At 58.9% G+C, this 16,364-nt stretch carries 15 protein-coding genes and 1 pseudogene; 7 read left to right on the forward strand and 9 right to left on the reverse strand.

What is annotated here, in order from left to right; all coding sequences use genetic code 11:
• Positions 1-233 precede the first annotated feature (233 nt).
• From BSG20_RS27880 to BSG20_RS27895, 4 genes and pseudogenes are all read left to right on the forward strand, one after another.
• Positions 234-1,283, forward strand: a complete 1,050-nt coding sequence (locus tag BSG20_RS27880) for a LacI family DNA-binding transcriptional regulator (RefSeq protein ID WP_072380582.1) — start codon at positions 234-236, stop codon at positions 1,281-1,283.
• Between the two features lie 121 nt (positions 1,284-1,404).
• Complete coding sequence (locus tag BSG20_RS27885; protein ID WP_083540012.1) at positions 1,405-1,533, forward strand: type II toxin-antitoxin system HigB family toxin; 129 nt, start codon at positions 1,405-1,407, stop codon at positions 1,531-1,533.
• Between the two features lie 17 nt (positions 1,534-1,550).
• Positions 1,551-1,927 (forward strand): annotated as a pseudogene (locus BSG20_RS27890) (helix-turn-helix domain-containing protein).
• Between the two features lie 81 nt (positions 1,928-2,008).
• Positions 2,009-2,245: a BrnA antitoxin family protein gene (locus tag BSG20_RS27895; RefSeq protein ID WP_072380584.1), complete on the forward strand. Its 237-nt coding sequence runs from the start codon at positions 2,009-2,011 to the stop codon at positions 2,243-2,245.
• Between the two features lie 177 nt (positions 2,246-2,422).
• Here the strand turns inward: BSG20_RS27895 and BSG20_RS37825 are convergent, their stop codons facing one another.
• From BSG20_RS37825 to BSG20_RS27945, 9 genes are all read right to left on the reverse strand, one after another.
• A complete protein-coding gene (locus BSG20_RS37825) occupies positions 2,423-2,833 on the reverse strand; it encodes a hypothetical protein (protein WP_244541460.1) in 411 nt (136 codons plus the stop codon).
• A complete protein-coding gene (gene repC / locus BSG20_RS27905) occupies positions 2,823-4,127 on the reverse strand; it encodes a plasmid replication protein RepC (protein ID WP_072380588.1) in 1,305 nt (434 codons plus the stop codon). The genes BSG20_RS37825 and repC overlap by 11 nt, the downstream gene beginning before the upstream one ends.
• Before the next feature lie 176 nt (positions 4,128-4,303).
• Complete coding sequence (repB, locus tag BSG20_RS27910) at positions 4,304-5,302, reverse strand: plasmid partitioning protein RepB (RefSeq protein ID WP_072380590.1); 999 nt, start codon at positions 5,300-5,302, stop codon at positions 4,304-4,306.
• Positions 5,299-6,516 carry a plasmid partitioning protein RepA gene (gene repA / locus BSG20_RS27915; RefSeq protein ID WP_093041527.1) on the reverse strand — a complete coding sequence of 406 codons (1,218 nt, stop codon included), beginning with the start codon at positions 6,514-6,516 and terminating at the stop codon, positions 5,299-5,301. The genes repB and repA overlap by 4 nt, the downstream gene beginning before the upstream one ends.
• A 1,059-nt stretch (positions 6,517-7,575) precedes the next feature.
• Complete coding sequence (locus tag BSG20_RS27920; RefSeq protein ID WP_072380594.1) at positions 7,576-8,034, reverse strand: DUF992 domain-containing protein; 459 nt, start codon at positions 8,032-8,034, stop codon at positions 7,576-7,578.
• A gap of 69 nt (positions 8,035-8,103) precedes the next feature.
• The gene (locus tag BSG20_RS27925; protein WP_083540013.1) at positions 8,104-9,612 is read right to left on the reverse strand and encodes an arylsulfatase; all 1,509 of its coding nucleotides are present in this window, start codon (positions 9,610-9,612) and stop codon (positions 8,104-8,106) included.
• A gap of 593 nt (positions 9,613-10,205) precedes the next feature.
• The gene (locus tag BSG20_RS27935) at positions 10,206-10,577 is read right to left on the reverse strand and encodes a response regulator transcription factor (protein WP_072380596.1); all 372 of its coding nucleotides are present in this window, start codon (positions 10,575-10,577) and stop codon (positions 10,206-10,208) included.
• Positions 10,578-10,665: 88 nt separating this feature from the next.
• Complete coding sequence (locus BSG20_RS27940) at positions 10,666-11,298, reverse strand: response regulator transcription factor (protein ID WP_072380598.1); 633 nt, start codon at positions 11,296-11,298, stop codon at positions 10,666-10,668.
• Positions 11,298-13,187, reverse strand: a complete 1,890-nt coding sequence (locus tag BSG20_RS27945) for a sensor histidine kinase (RefSeq protein ID WP_072380600.1) — start codon at positions 13,185-13,187, stop codon at positions 11,298-11,300. Before BSG20_RS27945 ends, BSG20_RS27940 begins: the two co-directional genes overlap by 1 nt.
• A gap of 198 nt (positions 13,188-13,385) precedes the next feature.
• Between BSG20_RS27945 and BSG20_RS27950 the strand changes: the two genes are divergently transcribed.
• The 3 genes from BSG20_RS27950 (at position 13,386) to BSG20_RS27960 (ending at position 16,337) form a co-directional block, all read left to right on the forward strand.
• Positions 13,386-14,396 carry an HAD family hydrolase gene (locus BSG20_RS27950; RefSeq protein ID WP_072380602.1) on the forward strand — a complete coding sequence of 337 codons (1,011 nt, stop codon included), beginning with the start codon at positions 13,386-13,388 and terminating at the stop codon, positions 14,394-14,396.
• 112 nt (positions 14,397-14,508) lie between these two features.
• A complete protein-coding gene (locus BSG20_RS27955) occupies positions 14,509-15,342 on the forward strand; it encodes a hypothetical protein (protein WP_072380604.1) in 834 nt (277 codons plus the stop codon).
• A 206-nt stretch (positions 15,343-15,548) separates the two neighbouring features.
• Positions 15,549-16,337, forward strand: a complete 789-nt coding sequence (locus tag BSG20_RS27960; protein WP_072380606.1) for a porin family protein — start codon at positions 15,549-15,551, stop codon at positions 16,335-16,337.
• Positions 16,338-16,364 lie beyond the last annotated feature (27 nt).

Below are 16,364 nucleotides of genomic sequence, written 5' to 3' on the forward strand. Positions count from 1 at the left end.
AGCCTTCCATTCAGACACGGCTACTCGGTTGTAAAGGAGACCTTTACACTATTGAAAGCCGATTGATTTCAATGCATTACGGAATGGCAATCGTTTGCCATGACTATATAATAGCCGTGCCGCTTTTTATGGCAAGCGGTTTTTGGCAAACGTTTGCTAAAATTCCGCGATTGCCTTACGCTAGTCGTTGGAAAAATACGAAGCATCGATAAAAAGCGAGTGAAAACAGACAGATGTCAGGCGACGACAATTCGGGCCCGCTTATGGCCGACGTGGCACGTCTCGCTGGCGTGGCGATCTCCACCGTGAGCCGGGCCCTCGCCAATCCGGGACGGGTCAACGAGAAGACGAGGGCGAAGATCGACGCGGCGGCCAAGCAGCTCGGCTACACGCCGAACGCGATGGCCCGCGGCCTGCGGGTGGGGAAATCGAACGTGGTGATGATCGTGCTTCCGGGGTCGCTCTACTACGGCACGTCGCAAGTGATCCCGCAGGTTCTCGAAAGCATCAACAGAACCTTGATGCAGAACGGTTACAATCTGATGATCGCGAACCTCGACAGAGACGAGAAGTCGGAGCGGCATATCCTTGACCTCGCCTTCGGTGGAACCGTGTGCGGCGCGATCGTGCTTTCGTCCACCTTGCCGGAGGACGGAGGGCGATCCCTCGCCGACGCGCCGATTCCCGTCGTTGCGCTCCTCCAGGACCTGAGCAACGTCGGCATTCCGAGCGTCGTCACCAACGACCGGGAGGCTGTTCGTGAGGCGACAGCAGACTTGATCGCGCTCGGACACAGACGCTTTCTCTACCTTGCGGGCCCATATGGCAACTATCACGACGTCGAGCGCTATGCCGGCGCGCTGGAGGCCGTGCTGGCAGCCGGCCTTCCGGAAGAGGCCATTCTGCGCTCGGGCGGGCTCGACTACCGGCATAGTTTCCAGATTGGCGTGGAGGCCGCGGAATTTTTTGCGAGGCAGAGGGACAAGCCGACCGCCGTTATCGCGACGAGCGACGACATGGCGATATCCTTCATGAGCTCCGCGCAGGAGAAGGGCTACCGCATTCCCGACGACGTCTCGATCGTGTCCTTCGACGGATCGCCGGTCTGCGCCCACTGCTCCCCCACTCTCTCTGCGATTCAGCAGCCCATGGAGGAAATGGGAGAACGGGCCGCGCTGATGCTCATCGGGTATGACGGCGCGGTCTGCGACGCAACTCAGGGTCCGATCGTCATTTCGAGCAAACTGGTGAGGCGGAAGAGCATTGCAGGTGTCGCGCGGTGACCGCCCCATTGCCGCCCTGCCTTTCCAAACTGAGCACACCCGCTGCTTTCGGCAATCTCTAGCCAACGGGCCGCTCTCTATGTTCGAGACGAACCTCGCCAAGCCGTAGACGCCGGCCGCGATGATCCTCAACGTTGGCGGCAACAAGTACCGCATAGTGGGGTTGGTCGCGTTTCGATCAAAGCGGATTTACGTCCTTTTTGTCGGAACGCACGCCCAATACGATGCGACAGACGTGAATAAACTCTGACGTGAAAGGAGATCGATATGTTGAATTTGAAAGCTTTTCGAACACTTCAGAGTGAGGACGAATACAATGCCGCGTTGAAGGAAGTCCCGCCGTATTTCGAGAACGAACCCGACGAAGGGTCCAATGAGGCTGCTCATTTTGACGCGCTGGTCCTTCTGATCGAACAGTATGAAGCCAAGCACTACCCAATCCCGACTGCGAGCCCGGTTGAGGTGGTCAAGTCGGTGATGGTTGCGAACAATTACAGCCGCGCCGACCAGTGGCAGTTGGTTCCAAAGCGCGAGCGGCTGATCTTCTGAATGGCAAGCGGTAAATCAACTTGGACCAGCTTCGAAAGCTTAGTAAAGAATGGAATATTCCTGCTGGCTCACTGATTGGCGAAGTTGCTGCCTAAAAGATCATATTGCCGCAGCGGGCAAGCTGATGAGTAGAACATAGCTTATTGTGGCACCTGCTTCATAAGCCGGAGAGAAGCATGACACGAGCACCACGCCGCCCCGTCAATCCGCTAGACGCCGCGGAGGCCTTGTTCAAGCCGGCAAACAAGGTGGCTGCGGCGCCTGCCGTCGAGCGGCGAGCGCTACCAAATGTCAAGGAGCTCGTCTCACTGAAGCTCGACAGCGACGTCCTCGCCTATTTTCAGGCGGATGGTCCAGGCTGGCAGGAACGCATCAACGATGCGCTGCGTGCCGCCATGAAGGACGATCGCTGAACACTGCAGTCACCCGGCAGCGGATTTTTTCGGGCGGCCGCTACCGTTGCCGATGGAAGGATAACCGAAGACAGGCCCACCGCAGCGCCGGTGAAGAGCAACATCCGGCGCGAGACTTCTATCTTCTCAAGTGATTTATGTGTCATGGCACGCATCCCATGTTGACGTCGTCTGCGCTTACTTGACCGGAACGACGAGGGTTTGTCCCTTCGACACGATGTAGGTGGCCAACTCGGAGGCTCTGCCATCACCGACCCGTTCGCGCTCGGCGTCTAGGCCGAGATCCGCGCGCTGATGAAGCCTGATCTCCGGGTGACTGCCCTTCGCCGCGCCATTTGGGCCTACACAAATTCGAAGCGTGCCTAGTTTGACTGCGCGCAGCCCGATGCCCAGCGCCACGATGTCGACGGAAATCCGGTTGGCCCAGTCAGTGATGACGACAGGCTGGCAGCACAAACGACAGTTCTCAGCTTGAGGGCCAATTCGACCCCGGCGCCGTCCCCGGCCGACATCGATCCGCCAAAATCGAACCTCATCCGAGCCGGCATCTTCGGCCGGTACCGGGATGTTCCAACCGTCAGCTGACATTGCGCCGCGCTCCCGCATTTGCTCGAACAAGCGCCATCAGCATCGGCCCTATCGCAAACTCACCCATTTCGGTCCTTCGGGTCAGATCCCGCAGATATCCGCCTGCCGAGTGGATATGCCCTCCCCTTTCCAGGATACAGGCGATCACGGTCGCGGCGTTTTCCGGCCCCATCCCTGCGCAGGCTTCTTCGTAGGCCGAGAGGCTAACGCCGAGCATCGATCGCACGACGACGGCCGCCGACATCAGGTCTCGCCAATTGCCAATCGTCCCACCGGGGCCATAGTCGAGGATTTGCGGGCAGGCTTGGAGGACAAGGGCGAGCGGGAAGGATTTCAGGCTGTGCCCTGCAGGCAGATCGGCCGCCCTGGCCGCCTCACCGCTGGCCCGGCCGGAAGGTGTCGGTGCTTTCAGGCTTCGCTCATCTGACGGCTCGGTGTTCGGGTCATTGTTACCCACCGCCCTCTCGCCCTGCTTTTTTTCGAAAGCTGGTTCAAGTTCAAAAATGGATTCGGGGTTTGAATTCTGTATGTGCCGCTCATCTTGAGCGGGATTGCCGCTTTGATTTTGCGTTTTTAGCTGCATGTCCAACTGATTGACCACCTCTTCGCGCAACAGCTCCACCTCGTCGAGGGTCGCTGCAAGTTGCGCGGCGGTCGGAACTCTTGGCAAGCGCTCCAGAAGACCACGCAAATGCGCGCTGATCGTCATCCAATCGCCAGCCGCGCCTTCCTCGAGGGCCGCTTCAATCAGTTTGGTGATATCGCGTCGGCACAGCGTCAAGCGTTCCCGAAGGCGCTGCATGTGCATGCGCTCAGCAATAACCTCAGCGGCCAGGCGCTCGATCTCCTCTGATCGGGCAAGCAATGGCGCCAGCGAGAAGCCGAAGGCCTCATCGATCTCGCCGGATCTGCCTTTATGAGCGTAGCGCTTGCCGTTCGGGCTGTCTTTGCGGATCAGCAGGCCGGCCTCGATGAGCACGGCCAGGTGCCGTCTAATCGTCTGCTCGGCCATTCCATGAGCGCGCAGCGAGAGCTGTGCGTTCGAGGGAAACACAACGAGCCCATGCTCTTGCGCAAGCGCGTTTTTCGGATAAAAGCTCAACAGGGCATTCAGCACCGCCAACGCCCGGTCTGTTACCCCAAGCAAAGGCCTGGCCTCGCATAGAGCCCGATACAGCTTCCATTTATCGACCGTCTTGTCTGGCTCAATCTCGCGAGACGCGACTTGGCTTGACAGCATCCCAAGCGTCATCGACCGCCGCCCGAAGGGCGTCGTCACAGTTCCACTCTCCATTTCCTTCACCTTCGATCAGGCAAAAGAAATTTGCTCACCGAAACGGTGCCAAAGACTCTTGACTACGATTCGTGGAAATGCGATTCTCGATCTTGTCTAGAAATCAGAGAGAGGCTTCCACGACTTTGGTCGTTTGGGGGCCTTTTTCTTTTGCGATTACTGCTCCTTAGCGTGTTTCAATTCTTGTCCGGGCGGCGTTGCGCCTGGAATGTCTCCAATAGCTCGGGCAAACGGTCCACGAGATAGGCTGCGAATTCCGGTGCTCGCTGCTCGTCGATGACAAGCCTGGTCTTTTTGGCGCCACGTTCGACTTCGGCGAATTTGATGCCGGTCTTCGTAACGACATGGCTATGAGCTTCGGGGCGGACGCGCCTTGGCGCTGTTTCCCGCATGACCTTTTCAAATCGCTCGTCGCTCGAAAGCTTCTCGTAGGACGGCGTATTGACGAGGCCCATCCAATCGACGTCCTTGCGCGCAGCAAGGTTGGTCGCCAGTTGTTCCCAGCGCGGTCGGCCGATCTTTGGCGCAGGGCCAATCGCTACGATGAGCCCCTCCGGAATGCTGCGGACGATCGAAATCATCGTCGACAGGTTGCCTTTGTGGACGGAGAGTGCCGCAAGGATTGTTTCCCGCTTCACTCCCCTCTCCTCTAGCCGGAGGCCAAACAGCGCCCGCTCAATGAAAGAGAGATCTTTCCGTTCGAGATTTTCCTTACCCTGCGCAATGATAAGACGGTCATCGTCAAGCTCTCGAACAACCGCTTTAACCTTCAAGCCCAGTCTGCGTATGGCTTCGACGCGACGGTGCCCGAAGGCAATCTGATACTTGCCCCGGCTCGTGGGATGGGGCCGGACCAGAACCGGCAAGATCTGCCCGTGCTGGCTCAGGCTTTCTTGCAGCTCCAGGAAATCTTGAGATGCAAAACCATCCAGGCGATCCTTGACGAACGAAGCTTCAATGTCGGCTGGATCAAGCTCGACAATCGCAGCTCCTGCTGCAATCTGCGCCCGCAGGGCCTCGGCGGCCTCGGCGTCTTGCGTGAGGCTCTCGAAGGCGCGATTCATAGATAGCAGCGCCCCGGACTGTACAGCGGGCTTAGCTTGCCGCATCGCGTCTGATGCGCCGCCTGTAATTGGCGCTAGCATGTCGCGCATTGCATCGCGCCGCTTACTCATGACGCTCTCCCCCACGCTTTCTTCACAAGCGCCTCGATCTCGGAGTTAACGTTATCGATCGCTTCCATTGCGCGGTCATAGGTTGATCGATGGAAGTTCTCCCGTCCTACTTCGTAAAGGGTCTGCTTTGTCAGTCCGGCATCTGAAATCGCTGCGGACTTCAGAAGAGGATTCGTCAGCACACGCTCCTCAAAGAGGCTGCGTAGGAGTCCAACAATCTGGCTCTGAGGACCGTCGCTCGGCTCATATCGAGTGACGACGTAGCGGAAGAAATCATAGTCGGCATCACCGCCTGCCCTCTCCACGACATCGAAGAGGCCTGCCGTCATATGGAGGAACTGCGACATGGACGCGACATCCAGCATCTGTGGGTGGATCGTTACAAGCACGCTTCGCGCGGCACAGAGAGCCGATAGAGTAAGATAGCCAAGCGACGGTGGGCAATCGAGGATAACGATGTCGTAGTTTTTCTCGACCGATTGCAACGCGCCGCCTACGCGGGCGAAAAACATCCTGTCCTGCGCCCTTCCCCGCTCCGCGAGAACACGCGGCGTATCGTGTTCGAACTCCTGTAGCTCCAAATTTCCCGGAACCATGTCGAGGCCGGCGAAGTAGGTCTTGCGGATGATGCTGGCGAGAGGAACCTGCTGCTCGTCATAACGGATGGCGCCGTAGAGCGTTTCGTTTGGTTCAAGATCAAATTCGGGCTGCAGCCCGAAGAGCGCCGACAGAGACGCTTGTGGATCGAGGTCAACCGCCAGGGTGCGATATCCGCGAAGGGCGAAATATTGCGCAAGGTGCGCAGCCGTCGTCGTCTTGCCCGAGCCGCCCTTGAAGTTGGTCACTGCAATAACCTGAAGGTCTTCACCCTCAGCTCGGACAGGCGAGTAACCTTTCTTGGTCGAAGCCAGATGCTGGCGGATGGTATGGATCTGCTCGAGAGAATAAAGTCTGCGACCAGCGCCGTTCTTTTCTGCCTCGGGGATGGCGCCCTCGAGGGAAAGGTGACGCAGATAGGCATCGCTGATGCCGATGAGCTTTGCCGCCTCTCCCGCCATGAACTTGCGCAGTTGCTTTTGCGATGTGGGGGGAAATGCACGCGCCCTTAACGCCTGCAGCTGCGCGCTTAATAGATCCGCGTCGGCCTCGACGAGGCGCGTTAGCGATCGAACCTGTTGATCGCGCTCGGCAAGCGATTTCGCGCTGGTCGGCATCATAAACGCTCTTCTGCTTCAAAATGAACAATGAGCGTAAATTGCGCTGAGTCTGCGAGTCGGGTCAAGGCGAATTGGACAGGCTCAACTGCAATTTAACCGCGCGGCGGCGGAACTTCGGGAACACAGGCAGAGTAGATTTCCAGATCAAAACCCTTCTGGGAGGTTCCAGGGCGTGCACCATGCCGTGTGGGTGCGACGACCGTATGACCGGATCATTCTCGTGCAGCGTACCGAGAGGACGACCACCAGGGTCCAAGGGTCTTCACCCTCGGATACTACCGCTTCCTTGACTGACACCAAAGTTCTCAGCTGAGAACTATGATGAAGTTTGCCCCCAAAGACATAGAGTGAGACCTCATGTACGTGAAGTGACCGTGCGACGCTTAAAACGCCCACGGAAGCTGACTAAGTATCAGGTTTCGCTCCCTTTTCGGCTCTGGCAACCATTATCGGCAAGCACCATTCCCTCTGTTTCGCACCGCGAATCCAACCTTTCAAGCAGTCCGAAACTCCAGCCTTCTTAAAGCTTCCCGTCGGGGTTCATGAGCGGTTTCCGCTCGAAATTCACGACTTCCTCCAGCGACCCCGATCGCGGCCAAGTCTTTTCGCGATTCGCCGAACAAACCTTGATGGAAAGGCGGTCTCAATGCCGGATGACATTGGGCAGAAGTCCCTCCTGCCGACGTTGCTGGCCCTGGGCTGCTTCCGACGTCAGTCGGAATTCAGAATCATGCGTGCTGCGTGCCTTCGTAAATAGCGCCCCCGTCAGGCTCCATTGATCTCAACATCATTCCGGTCGGGATCGAGCAGATAGAGTTGCGGGACACGACGGACAACCAGCCCGACTTGGCGACTTCAAGGGGCGAACCTTCGGAACCGATCCCCAGATCAGCTACACCTTCAATGTGAACGACAGATCTCCACCAATCCCAGGGGGTACTGGGAGTTTGGCCCCGGCCAAGGCGAGCGACTGAGTAGAGGGAGCTGTCGCCCGTCTGACGTGTTCTGGTATGCTGACGAAGGTCTCGCCCCGCGAGCAGTGTTCTTGCGTCTCGATCAGTCGACTGCACTGAGCTTCAGAGAAGCCACGCCTATCGCGACGTTGACGCCTTCTTCACCTTCCAGCGACAGCGGCTGCAGGGAAACGCTATCGCGGCTTCCGCCAACCAGAACCTTCGCGCCGCCGCCGAGGCCAAGGCTGGCATCGGCCTCGACACCTCGATAGGTCCCCTGCAGGCCCAAGACCGGCTTGCCACTGACGCTCGAGACCAGCCAGACCATCCTCCCAGCCTTGACGTCGCCGACGGCGAGGCCGAACTCGTCGATCGAACCTTTGTAAGTCTGCGTCGGGCCCGAGGGCGATGGCGTGAACGTGCACGAGACGGTCTGCTTGGTTTCGATGATCATCCCGACGCCTTTGGATATGTCGCACTCCAGTTTTCCGACCTCGAGCTTTGCAGCGCCTGCTGAGACTGGAATGACAAGTACCGAGCATGCGATCAAGTGTCTAAACATTATCGTTCCTTTCCGTTGGGTTAGCGACATCCCTCAGCTCAACGTGCCAAAAGATCGCGGTGCTTGAATTCAAAATTTGGTCATGTTGGCCGCAGGTGGATTGGGTGATCGGACAAGGGTCTTCTTGTATTCCTCGACCGCCTTCAGTATCGGCCCGAGGACCCAGTTGTACATCTCGCCGATATTGTGATCCTCCTGCGGATCGGACTCGATATTGAAGACCTTTGGATAGCCATTCATAGCGGCAGCGCTCGCTCCAACCCCGCCTAGCAGGATTGCCCCACCCGCGCCGCTCCGGCCGGGTGCGACGTCGACAAAATAGGCCCGGAATTGCTTCCAGCGGACAGAGACGAGCTCAGCACCGACGAAGGTCAGCAGATGATCGCGTGCCCCGACGCCACCGTCGCCAAGCAGGAGCTCGCTCTGGTCGACCCCGTCGATCGGGCGGTCGCTCGGCAACTTTCCGCCTGCAATTCGCGCAAACGTCGGAAGAAAGTCCATGATCGAGAACATCGCGTATGAAGACCGCGCCATGATCCGTCCCGGCCAGCGGACCACGGCGGCGGTGCGGATTGCGCCTTCGCTGACGTCGCCAAGCGCGCCGCGATATGGTCCGGAACTCCCCATGTCCGGCATGTCGGCGCCGAACCGACTAGCTCCAGGACCGTCCGGCCCATTGTCCGAGGCGAAGACCACGATGGTATCCTTCTCGACGCCGAGCTCCGTCAATGCATCCAGCATCGTGCCGACGATGGCATCGCCTTCCATCAGGGAGTCGCCGAACTGACCGATCCGGGACGCCCCTTCGAATCGCTTCGAGGGCAGGTTCGGAAAGTGTGTCCGGGAAATCGGCAGGTACAGGAAGAACGGCTTGCCCGATGCCTTCTGCCGCCTCATGAAATCGACGCCGTGATCCACCAGTTCCCAGTCGATCCCACGACGCACCTCCTCGGTGTATGGTTTCACCGCCTTCAGCGGCTCGCCGCGTTTTGCCTCGACGATTTGCGGCCCCTTCTCAGGCGGGATATCGAGCGTCTTTGTCTGCAGGCCTTGTCGGATCATACCAAACGCATCCCAGGTGTCCCCCGGCGGGATACCGTAGAACTCGTCGAAACCCTGGTTCTGGGGCTGGCTGTAGGTCTGATCGCCGAGGTGCCACTTGCCGAAGATCGCCGTGACATAGCCTGCGCCGTGCAGCATCTCCGCCATGGTGATCTCATTCGCTGGCAAGGAGAACGACGTACCGGGAACGGCAACCAGCGACAGTCCGGAGCGGATGGAATAGCGTCCTGTCATCAATGCGGCGCGCGATGGCGTGCAGGACGGCTCGACCAGGAACTGCGTCAAACGCAGTCCCTCCGACGCCAGTTGGTCAATGCGCGGCGTTGGCGATCCTCGAGACTCCCCGCCACCGTAGGCCCCGATGTCGCCGTAGCCGATATTGTCGCCGAGTATGAACAGGATGTTCGGCTTCGTCTGTTGCGCAGACGCCGTCGCCGCAAGGAACGGGCAAATGCTCAAACATGATGCGATCGCCATTGCGCTGGCCGCCGGACGCCATTTGTTGACCCAATCCATGATCCGCCTCCGTATCTGGGGTGAATAGCTGGACCGCCTTCCGACCTAAAAGGTGTCGAAGTCTGGACCGAACGGGCCGCTGAAGTTCGAGATCCACGGTCCCCATTCGCCCCAGTCCCAATCGGAATCCGCATAGGCCTGAGCAGCAAGCTGCTGTTGATTGGCGGTCTTTGCCTGATGTTGAGAAAGCCGATATTGGTCGTACGCCTGCTGCGTTCAAACATAGAGGCATTTGCAGCCCGTCGGATCGGTGTAGACGTAGTTGGTCTTGTTGCCGCGCGTGCTTGTTACGAATGTGTTCGGCGCCAACCGTTTCAGCATCGCCTGACGCTTGGGAGTGTTGGCTGGGCGTGCGAGAAAGCCCGCCGCTGACAGATTGCTCTCCTTTGTCGCGACCGATCTCTGAGCAGTAGTGCAGGACGTGAGGGTTATGGCCGAGGCGCCCCTTAGGGTGCAGCTCAGCGCGAGCTTTAAAAGAAGCCTTTCCGTCACTTGGTATGGCATGCTTCGTTCTCCCGTTGTTTCGAGTCCGCGAGCGCACTCCATTTCCTCTCCATCCGACACGTGCGGGTGTTCCTCTGTTCTCGTAAGCTTCACAATCCGAGCGCCTTTTTGATCGCCGCGATTAGTACGGACCCCGCGAAGGGCTTCCGCAGATACGCGATACACCCCTCCCGCTCTGCTTCGGTTCTCAGCCGGTTATCTTCGAGCGCCGTGATGAAGATCACCGGCAAGTTCACCCCAGCCTCTTTCAGCCTGTGCTGCAATTCGATGCCTGAGATGCCCCCGAGATCGATGTCCAGAACAAGACAGTCGATCGCCACCGCTGGATCGCGAACGAGAAAGGCTTCTGCGGATGCATACTCTATATTCGCGAACCCGTAAGCGTTGACCAACCGCCCGACGCTTCGACGTATGCTTGCGTCATCATCAACGACAGCGATCGTGCGGCGCAGGTCGCCCACCTCAAGCCTCCCTCGTGATTACGGGTTCCTCGGCACAGTAGGCCTGTTAGATCTCGATTCATATTGTCCTAAGGGGAAGATCGCCCGATCAAATCCCAGGCCACGGTGCACTCCGGCCGGTGAGATCGATACTCGCGGCTATGGACACTGCCTCGGCCAGCGATCCTACTCCGAGCTTCTCCATAACCTGATGGCGGTGCACCTTCACTGTCCGCTCCGATATGCCAAGGGTATAGGCGATCTGCTTATTGAGCTTGCCACGAATGATCAGCCCGAAGACTTCCGCTTCGCGCGCGCTCAAGCTCGCCACCAATGTCCTCAGTTCCTGAAGACGCTCGTGCTCGGCCCGTCGCCTTTCATATTGAGCCAGCGCTCGATCGATCGCCTCCATCAGCACCGCCGCCGGGCTAGGCTTTTCCAAGAAGTCCTGTGCGCCTGCTTTCATTGCGTCGACGCCGGCCTTTATGTCTCCTTCGCCCGTGAGGAACACGACCGGGATAAGAGGTGCAAGCTCGGACAGTCGATGTTGAACTTGCGGCCCGGATAAGCCGGGCATCTGCAAGTCAAGGAGAACGCAGCCGGGTTCGCAATCTGGAAGGCGGTCGAGAAACTGGTCTCCAGATTCATAGGTTTCAACCTTGAGACCATAGGCTGAGAGGAGCCGTGCAGTCGCCGTTCGGAAGGATTCGTCGTCATCGACGATGTGGATGACCGGTTTCATCAACCTTGCTCCCCCCGTCGGGCGAGAGGCAGGACCACCCGGAAGATGGCGCCGCCTTCGGGCTGGTTATCTGCAGAGATCGTGCCGCCGTATGTTTCGACAATGGCGCGCGCGATGGAAAGACCCAAGCCTGTCCCCGCTTGCTTGGTTGTGTAGAACGGCTCGAAGATGCTGGACAGACGCTCTTCCGGTATTCCGTTGCCTGTGTCGGCCACACTGAGTTCAGCCTTCTCTTTCTCAAGTCCTGTCGCGAACGTCAGAATTCTCCTGGCAGAATCGGCGTCAGTCATGGCGTCCATCGCATTGGTCGCAAGATTAAGGACGACCTGCTGCACATGAACTTTGTCTGCCCGTACCGGCAGCTCGGTCGTCGGCCGATTTGTATCGAGGGTAATCCCTCTGCGTTCGGCCTCACCATGAATGATGTGGATCGCGTTCGACGTGACGTCGTTCAGGTCGAACTCCTGCCAATCGATCTCGCTCCTCTTCTTGAGCAGCCCTCTCATCCGGCCAATGATATCCCCCGCCCGCTGATCGTCCTCCTGGATATCGAGCAGGATTTGCTGGATCAACTCCAGATCCGGGCTGCCGTTTCGAAGCAACTCGGAGGCCGCCTCGGCATTGTTTCGAATGGCCGACAGCGGCTGGTTCAGTTCGTGGGCGATCGACGACGACAGAGCCCCAGCCGTTGCGGACTGGTTGAGGTGAACAGCTTCGAGCAGGTGAAGTCGTGACCGGCTCTCCGCATCATGACGGCGGCGTCGCTCGAGCAGGAGGAGAGCGATAACACCAGCCTGCATCAAGACAACACCAAATGCTCCCGTCACTGCCAACCAGTGCTCTTCCCAGAGGCTCCTCTCCTTGTACATCTGGATGGTGTCCGCAGGCAGGTTCCGCTCTGCAAGCCCCCAACGCCGGAGCTGTCGAGCATCTACGATGTTTGTCTGGGGTGCTTGTATATCCGAGACCGGCCGACCCGCTATGACATCGACGACAAGATTTCCGACGGTTCGTCCCAAACTGTCAAATGTGACGGTATTGCCGCCGACGACGCCGTGGTCGATGTAGGTCTGATAGGGCCCATAGACAGGTGCGCTGGCCGTTGCCGCGATCTGCCTGATCGCTTCGCGCGGGATGAAATTCCGCCCCGCCCGATCCTTAAAGACCGTCAACGCCAGGATGATACTGTCGGAGGGGACGTCAGATGCGCGTTCGATAAACTCCTCGATCGTCAAATCTTCCAGGTACGTCGTTTCGTATGACTTGGAGAACTCGTCGAGATCTGCGCGCGCCGTCGCCAACCATCCCCGGTCGAACTCCGACGATCCACCGATGATGTAAAGGTGACGGGCATTGGGCTGCAGTTTGCGGGCCATTTCGGCCGTCTTCAGAATATCGAATGTCGTGAACGCCCCGACCACATCATCTGGTAAATCGATGTTCTCCGCGGTGGAGTTGCCGAAACCGGCCGCGACTATCTTCGCATCGGGAGCAATCGCGCTGCGGTTCGTCGATATGAAGCTGGCAGACTCCTTGCCGAGTGCGACGATCACATCCGGGCGACGAGGGGCGTACTTCTGCGCCAGGTATCGTCCCATGCGTGCGACATGATCGGCTTCCGGAAACCTCGACAGATCCAGAAACTCTGAAAACAGATCGATCTTGCCATCTGTCGCTTCCAGCAGGCGGCTGCGCAACGCTTCTCCGGCAGACGTCGTTGCCGCGATCCGCTCATCATAGGGATAAAGTATGAGAACCCGCGGCGGCCGATCGAGGAGTGCGGGCGACGTATCTTGAGTGACACCGTAGGAGTTCGAAGCAATCAGCAGGAGCGACGCCAGCAAGGGACCAGCGCATCGCAATCGACCTTCCCCCTTGCCCAAGGCCATTGGTCCACCCTCAAAGCTTTGCGACGATAACACCTTCTTGGTGTGGTGTCATCCGTTGCAAACACCACTATTGATTGCCTTAGGATCCCGACGATTCCCCAAAGTGCAATATCGGAGGGCGATCACATTCGCTAGAGTTGGGCCGCGCCGGGGCGGAGTGCAATTCGCCGGGCGCTCTCTCACTTGAAGGTACACCCGATGTTCACTATCCGCCACCTCATCAAATCGGCACGCGATGTGATTCCGGTTGTCATCGCAGCACTTTTCCTCACGGCGTCCGCGTATGCACAAAGCGATCCCCTGCCCTCCTGGAACGACACCGGTCCGAAACAGGCGATAGTCTCCTTCGTCGAGAGGGTGTCCAAACAGGGCTCGACCGATTTCGTCCTGGAGCCCGAACGGATTGCAGTATTCGACAATGATGGGACCCTTTGGGTCGAGCATCCCATGTACACCCAACTGGCCTTCGCCTTGGACCGCGTGAAGACGCTCGCGCCGCAGCATCCTGAATGGAAAAGCGTCCAGCCGTTCAAGGCGGTGCTCGACGGCGACATGAAAACCCTTGCCGCATCGGGCGAAAAAGGCCTTCTGGAACTCATCATGGTCACCCATGCGGGAATGACGACTGAGGATTTCCAGAAGGTCGTGACCGACTGGCTTTCCACGGCACGCGATCCTCGATTCAAGCGACCCTACACCGAGCTCGTCTACCAGCCGATGGTCGAACTGCTGTCCTACCTGCGCGCCAACGGCTTCAAGACCTACATCGTGTCGGGTGGCGGCGTAGAGTTCATGCGGCCATGGACGGAGAAGGTCTACGGCGTCCCGCCAGAGCAGGTCATCGGTTCCTCGATCAAGACGGAGTTCAAGATGCAGGACGACATGCCGACTTTGCGCCGCCTGCCAGAGGTCAACTTCATCGACGACAAGGCGGGCAAGCCGGTCGGGATCAACCAGGAGATCGGCCGGCGGCCGATTGCAGCGTTCGGCAATTCCGACGGCGATCTCGAAATGCTCCAATGGACAACGATGGCGGGTGCGCCGGCGCGTCTCGGGATGCTTGTTCATCACACCGATGCGGAGCGCGAATACGCCTACGACCGTAAGACCGATTTCGGACGTCTCGACAAGGCGCTGGACGCGGCCGCGATCACCGGCTGGACCGTCGTCGACATGAAGAACGACTGGAAGCAGATCTTCAAGAACTAGGACTGTGTGCGCCTCGGCTGGGCGGCTTGCCTAACGCTTGTGACATCAGACTTCAACAACGTGCATTAAGGTGACGGGCTTCCTGCCCGTTCCAACTGGGAGGATATTCGCCATGAAAGTCGACCGTCTCACCACGCTCATCTTCGCCGGAAGTTTCGCCCTGGCCTCCGCTGGCTTTGCGCAGGACGCCCCGAAGAAGCCGCACGTACCGCTCGAAAAGGCAATTGGCCAAGTCACGCCAACAGGTCCGGTGCCGTCATTGGCAGTGATCAATTCGGCTGGCGCCAAAATCGAAAACGGAAAGCTCATTCTGACTGGCGTCTCGGCCAATTCGATCGTCTTCGCCGACCGGCCGGTGCGAGCTGCCGGGCATGTGATGACTGAACAGTTCATTATGCAGTGGGACGACGGCAAGGACAATTTCGCCGTCGATCCTCCGAACGCAACAGTGTCGGTGCTGGGCGGGGACGGATCGGATGTCAGCGACGCCGTCGTCACGCTGAAGGGGCCGAAACTCGACGGCACGACACTGACATTCGATATCGCCATTCTGGAGGGAAGCCTAAGCGGTGCGACCGGACCCGCGGCCCTCTTCATCGATCACTTCGGTGGAAGTTTCGGTGGAGGGGGTTTCGGCGGTGGCGGCTTTGGTGGCGGCAGCTTCGGCGGAGGCGGTTTCCGCGGCGGAGACTTCGCGGGAGGTGATTTCCGCGGCGGCTACCGCGGAGACGACGTCCATATCGGCGACACCAACATCAACCGTGTGGGAGGTACCTACTGGCATGCGCCTGTCTACCACGGGGCCTGGTATCGCGGTGCTCCCGTCGCGGCGGGCGTGGTGGCCGGCGCGGCCATTGGAGCGGCAGCAGCGCGCCCCTACTACTACAATTCCTACTACAACAACAATCAGCAATGCGGCTACTACCCCTTCCCGCCTTGCTATTGATCTTCAACCAGAGACACGCCGCCCTGGCGGCGTTTCACTGGCCCAGCAAGAGACAGGCAAGACTGAGGCCGGGAAGCCACAGCTTCAGGTATTCTGCCTCGCCAGCAACCCCAAATAGGTGTTTCAGGTTGCCGGAACCCACTTCCTGTTACACAGTCTCGACTCGGAAGCAGCGCTAGGGCGGCAAACGAGATCGGGGGATTCTCATGAAAGCCATTCACTTGCATGCGATTGTCTTGCTAGCCGGCGTCACAGCCGCATCGTTCGGCAATGCCGCCGATCTCACACCGCTCGCGCCCGAAGCGAAGACGGTCGAGACCCGGAGCGGCTGGGAATTCACGGTCGCGCCTTACTTCTGGGCTGCCGGAATTTCCGGGAACGTACGGCAATTCGGGCTTCCCGAGGTCGACATCGATTCCGATTTCGGCGACATTCTCGACAATCTCGACTTCGCCTTCATGGCTACGGCCGAAGCAAGATATGACCGCTACAGCATCGTCGGCGACGTAATCTACGTCAAGCTGGGTGCCGATGCGCACACGCCCCGCGGCATCTTCGCTGACAGCGTCGGGGTGACTTCGGAGACCTTTGCGGGACTTCTCGGCGTGGGTTACGCCGTACTCGAAGATCAAAATGGCCACCTTGACGTGTTTGGCGGCATGAAAGTCTGGTCGGTCGAGACGGATATCTCCTTCAACGGCGGACTTCTGGCCGGTGTGGAGCGGGAAGACAGCGCAACGTGGGTGGACGCCGTCGTCGGGCTGCGCGGGAACTACTTCTTCACCCCGGAAATCTATGTCACGGGATGGGGGCTGGTGGGTGGCGGCGGTGCCGACGTCGACTGGGACGTGGGCCTCGGCCTCGGCTACAAGTTCAACGACACCATCTCGGCGGTGGCCGGGTACCGCGCACTAGGCGTCAACTACGAGAACGACGGGTTTGTCTTCGACGTCGTCCAGCAGGGCCCGATCATAGGGGTATCCTTCCACTTCTAGCATGCCGCTGCAGCCTGCGGTGACACA

This window comes from Rhizobium tibeticum, assembly GCF_900110205.1.
Taxonomy (GTDB): domain Bacteria; phylum Pseudomonadota; class Alphaproteobacteria; order Rhizobiales; family Rhizobiaceae; genus Rhizobium; species Rhizobium tibeticum.

Bases quoted from the DNA above. Each gene is read 5' to 3' on its own strand.
- BSG20_RS27895 (WP_072380584.1), top strand. From the start codon at position 2,009: ATGACACGAGCACCACGCCGCCCCGTCAATCCGCTAGACGCCGCGGAG.
- BSG20_RS27880 (WP_072380582.1), top strand. From the start codon at position 234: ATGTCAGGCGACGACAATTCGGGCCCGCTTATGGCCGACGTGGCACGT.
- repB (WP_072380590.1), bottom strand. From the start codon at position 5,302: ATGAGTAAGCGGCGCGATGCAATGCGCGACATGCTAGCGCCAATTACA.
- BSG20_RS27885 (WP_083540012.1), top strand. From the start codon at position 1,405: ATGATCCTCAACGTTGGCGGCAACAAGTACCGCATAGTGGGGTTGGTC.
- BSG20_RS27920 (WP_072380594.1), bottom strand. From the start codon at position 8,034: ATGTTTAGACACTTGATCGCATGCTCGGTACTTGTCATTCCAGTCTCA.
- BSG20_RS27940 (WP_072380598.1), bottom strand. From the start codon at position 11,298: ATGAAACCGGTCATCCACATCGTCGATGACGACGAATCCTTCCGAACG.
- BSG20_RS27925 (WP_083540013.1), bottom strand. From the start codon at position 9,612: ATGGATTGGGTCAACAAATGGCGTCCGGCGGCCAGCGCAATGGCGATC.
- BSG20_RS27945 (WP_072380600.1), bottom strand. From the start codon at position 13,187: ATGGCCTTGGGCAAGGGGGAAGGTCGATTGCGATGCGCTGGTCCCTTG.
- BSG20_RS27950 (WP_072380602.1), top strand. From the start codon at position 13,386: ATGTTCACTATCCGCCACCTCATCAAATCGGCACGCGATGTGATTCCG.
- repA (WP_093041527.1), bottom strand. From the start codon at position 6,516: ATGCCGACCAGCGCGAAATCGCTTGCCGAGCGCGATCAACAGGTTCGA.
- BSG20_RS27955 (WP_072380604.1), top strand. From the start codon at position 14,509: ATGAAAGTCGACCGTCTCACCACGCTCATCTTCGCCGGAAGTTTCGCC.
- BSG20_RS27960 (WP_072380606.1), top strand. From the start codon at position 15,549: ATGAAAGCCATTCACTTGCATGCGATTGTCTTGCTAGCCGGCGTCACA.
- BSG20_RS37825 (WP_244541460.1), bottom strand. From the start codon at position 2,833: ATGTCAGCTGACGGTTGGAACATCCCGGTACCGGCCGAAGATGCCGGC.
- repC (WP_072380588.1), bottom strand. From the start codon at position 4,127: ATGGAGAGTGGAACTGTGACGACGCCCTTCGGGCGGCGGTCGATGACG.